At 72.2% G+C, this 3,743-nt stretch carries 3 protein-coding genes; all 3 read left to right on the top strand.

Annotated features, from left to right (window positions below; genetic code table 11):
* The first annotated feature begins 239 nt into the window (after window positions 1-239).
* Window positions 240-1,697 (top strand): AMP-binding protein, encoded by a 1,458-nt coding sequence (locus ABZ923_RS41065; protein WP_361483486.1) that lies wholly within the window; start codon window positions 240-242, stop codon window positions 1,695-1,697.
* 21 nt (window positions 1,698-1,718) lie between these two features.
* Window positions 1,719-3,470 (top strand): DUF3556 domain-containing protein, encoded by a 1,752-nt coding sequence (locus ABZ923_RS41060; protein ID WP_361483483.1) that lies wholly within the window; start codon window positions 1,719-1,721, stop codon window positions 3,468-3,470.
* Window positions 3,463-3,743 (top strand): FAD-dependent oxidoreductase (locus ABZ923_RS41055; RefSeq protein ID WP_361483480.1); only part of this gene is annotated, 281 nt, incomplete at its 3' end. The genes ABZ923_RS41060 and ABZ923_RS41055, both read left to right, overlap by 8 nt.

Genomic DNA, 3,743 nt, shown 5'->3' with positions numbered 1-3,743 from the left:
GCGACCCCCCGCCGGCCCCGAGCGAGGCGTCCCTCGGGGCCGGCGCGTCCCCGTGCGGGCGGTGCCGCCCCGGCTTCGTGCGCCGCGCACAAGTCCGGCCGCGAGCGTCGTCGTCCGCGCCCATGGGCCGCGAGCCCCGCCGATTCGTACCGTCTCTCCTCACGTACCGGACATCCGTCCCGCGTCGGGACGGGCATCCCGTCCGCCCGACGTCCGTCGACGTACTACGAGGAGCCGACATGCACATCGCGGAACTGCCAGAGCTGCGGGCCCGACGGGACGCGGACGGTCCCTGCACAGCCGACGAGACGTCGGTCCTGGACAACGCGGCCTTCGCCCGCCGGGTCCGCCGGGCCGCGACGGCCCTGCGGGACCGGGGGATCGGGCGCGGGGACGTGGTGGCGCTGCTGCTGCCCAACACGGTGGACTTCGTCGTCGCGCTCTTCGCCGCCTGGCGGCTCGGCGCGGCGGTGACCCCGGTCAACCCGGCACTCACCGACAACGAGGTGCGGTACCAGCTCGGCGACGCAGGGGCCGCGGTGGTCGTCACCGCGGAGCCGTCGCCCCTCGCCGGGACACTCACGGTGGCCGAACTGGGCACCGCGACCGCGGACATGGCCGCCCCTCAGACGGATGCGGACGCGCTCGCCCTGCTGATCTACACCAGCGGCAGCACCGGGCGTCCCAAGGGTGTCATGCTCGACCACGCCAACCTCGCCGCCATGGCGGGCATGATGATCGAGGCCGCCCGGCTCTCCGAGGCCGACCACAGCCTGCTGATCCTGCCGCTCTTCCACGTCAACGGGATCGTGGTCGGCGTGCTGTCCCCGCTGCTGGCCGGCGGCCGGGTCACGATCGCCGGACGGTTCCGGGCCGAGACCTTCTTCGACCTGGTCGCCGCCGCACGCCCGACCTGCTTCTCCGCGGTACCGGCGATCTACTCGATGCTCGCCGAACTGCCCGGCCACGTACGGCCGGACACCTCGTCGGTGCGGTTCGCCGCCTGCGGGGCGGCCCCGATGCCGCCCGCACTCATCGAGCGGTTCGAGCGCCGCTACGGCATCCCGATCCTGGAGGGCTACGGCCTCTCCGAGGGCACCTGCGCCTCCACCACCAACCCGCTGGACGGCCCGCGCAAGCCCGGCACGGTCGGACGGCCGCTGCCCGGCCAGCAGGTCGCCGTGATGGACGCACAGGGCCGGATCGTCCCGGCGGGGGAGACCGGTGAAGTGGTCGTCCGCGGACCCAACGTGATGCGCGGCTACCTGGGCCGCCCGGACGAGACCTCCCGCGCCGTGGTCGACGGCTGGCTGCACACAGGCGATGTCGGCCGCTTCGACGAGGACGGCTACCTGGTGCTGCTGGACCGCATCAAGGACCTGATCATCCGGGGTGGCGAGAACATCTACCCCAAGGAGGTCGAGACCGTCCTCGGCGACCACCCCGATGTGCTCGAAACCGCCGTGGTGGGTGCCGCCGACCCTCGGCTCGGCGAAGTACCGGTCGCGTTCGTGGCGCTGCGTCCGGGTTCGGCAAGCGACGAGGGTGAACTGCTCGACCACTGCCGGGCCCGGCTGGCCCGGTTCAAGGTGCCCACCATGATCACCTTCGTCGACCGGCTGCCCAGAAATCCCGTCGGCAAGACGGACAAGCCCGCACTGCGGGCCAGGACCACCGCCGTCACCGTGGCCGGCTGAGCAGGGAGCGGGAGAGCAGTCATGGGATTCCTCGCACCGAACACGGCGGACGTCGACCTGCAGCAGTGGCGCAGCCGCCCCTACCAGCAACGCATCAGGCCGCTCGCCGAGCACTGGACCCTGCACGGCTTCGGCACCCCCGGCATCGTGCACCTGCTGTACCTGGTGAAGATCACCGCGTACGCGTTCGGCGGCGTCGCGGTCGTCTCCATGACCCCCGGCGTGGGCGGCATCGCGCACTTCGGTTCCTGGTGGGCTGAGCCGATCGCCTACCAGAAACTCGTCGTCTGGACCCTGCTGTGGGAGGTGCTGGGCCTCGGCTGCGGCTCGGGCCCGCTCAGCTCGCACTTCCTGCCGCCGGTGGGCGCCTTCCTGCACTGGCTGCGCCCCGGCACGGTACGGCTGCCCCCGTGGCCAGGCCGGATCCCGTTCACCGCGGGAACCCGGCGCACCGTCACCGATGTGGCCCTGTACGCGGCGCTGCTGGGGGCGGCGGTGTGGCTGCTGTGCTCCCCGGGCGAGTCGGGCGGCCCGGGCGCGTCCGGTGTGCCGGCTCCGTGGCGCGTCGCCGTCCTCGCCGCGCTGCTCGCGGTGCTCGGGCTGCGCGACAAGACCGTCTTCCTCGCCGCCCGCGCGGAGCACTACGGTCTGACGCTCGTGGTCTTCCTCTTCCCGGTGAGCGACATGACCGCCGCGCTGAAACTGGTCATGCTCGCCCTGTGGTGGGGCGCCGCCTCCTCCAAGCTCAACCGCCACTTCCCGTTCGTCGTGGCGGTGATGATCAGCAACAGTCCGCTGCGCCCTGCCTGGTTCAAACGCCGGCTGTACCGCCACCACCCCGACGATCTCAGGCCGTCCGCTCTCGCCGCGGCGGCCGCGCACGGCGGCACGGTCATCGAGTACGTGGTGCCGCTGGTCCTGGTGCTCTCGCACGGCGGTCCCGTCACCACGGTGGCTCTGGCCGTGATGGTCGTCTTCCACCTGCACATCATGTCGACCTTCCCGATGGGCGTCCCGCTGGAGTGGAACGTCTTCTTCATCTACTCGGCACTCGTCCTCTTCGGCCACGACGCGGCGGTCGGCGCCTTCACCCTGCACTCCCCGCTGCTGGCCGCGGTGCTGGTGCTGAGCCTGGCCGTGGTCCCTCTGCTCGGGCACGTCCGCCCCGACCTGGTGTCGTTCCTCCCCTCGATGCGCTACTACGCCGGCAACTGGGCCACCAGCCTGTGGTGTTTCCGCAAGGGCACCGAGCACCGGCTGGGCCAGCACGTCGTGAAGGCGTCCGGTCTGCCCGTGGACCAGCTCACCCGCCTGTACGGCGCCGAGGCCGCCGAACTGGTGTTGCACCAGGGGCTGGCCTGGCGGGCGATGCACAGCCACGGCCGCGCCCTGGCCGGGCTGCTGCCGCGGGCCGTGGACGACGTGGAGGCCTACGATGTGCGGGACGGCGAGACCGTGGCAGGAGCGGTCCTCGGCTGGAACTTCGGCGACGGTCATCTGCACAACGAGCAGCTGGTGGCCGCCGTACAGCAGCGGTGCGGATTCGCGCCCGGCGACCTGCGTGTCGTCGTGCTGGAGTCCCAGCCGACCCACCGGCAGCGTCAGCACTACCGCATCGTGGACGCGGCGAGCGGCCTGATCGAGGAGGGGTATGTGAACGTGGGGGAGATGGTGACCCGGCAGCCCTGGCTGGACGACGAGACGCCCACGATTCCCGTGGAACCTCTCTCGCGCCCGCGACCGGCGACCGAGGCGGCGGCCGCGCATGAGTGACGCGATCGTGGTGGGGGCCGGCCCGAACGGGCTGGCCGCCGCCGTCGCCCTGGCCCAGCGGGGGCTGAAGGTGAGCGTCCTTGAGGCCGCCGACGAGATCGGCGGCGGCACCCGGAGCAGCGAACTGACCCTTCCGGGCCTGCTCCACGACCACTGCTCGGCCGTCCACCCGCTGGGAGTCGGCTCGCCGTTCCTGCGGACCCTCGACCTGGAGCGGTACGGCGTCACATGGGCGTGGCCCGAGGTCGATCTGGCCCACCCACTGGACGGCGG

This window comes from Streptomyces sp. NPDC046881 (genome assembly GCF_040645015.1).
Lineage (GTDB): Bacteria > Actinomycetota > Actinomycetes > Streptomycetales > Streptomycetaceae > Streptomyces.
This window is presented reverse-complemented; position numbering and strand designations above follow the sequence as displayed.

Excerpts from the sequence above, each read along its gene's own strand:
- ABZ923_RS41065 (WP_361483486.1), top strand. The coding sequence starts at position 240 with ATGCACATCGCGGAACTGCCAGAGCTGCGGGCCCGACGGGACGCGGAC.
- ABZ923_RS41060 (WP_361483483.1), top strand. The coding sequence starts at position 1,719 with ATGGGATTCCTCGCACCGAACACGGCGGACGTCGACCTGCAGCAGTGG.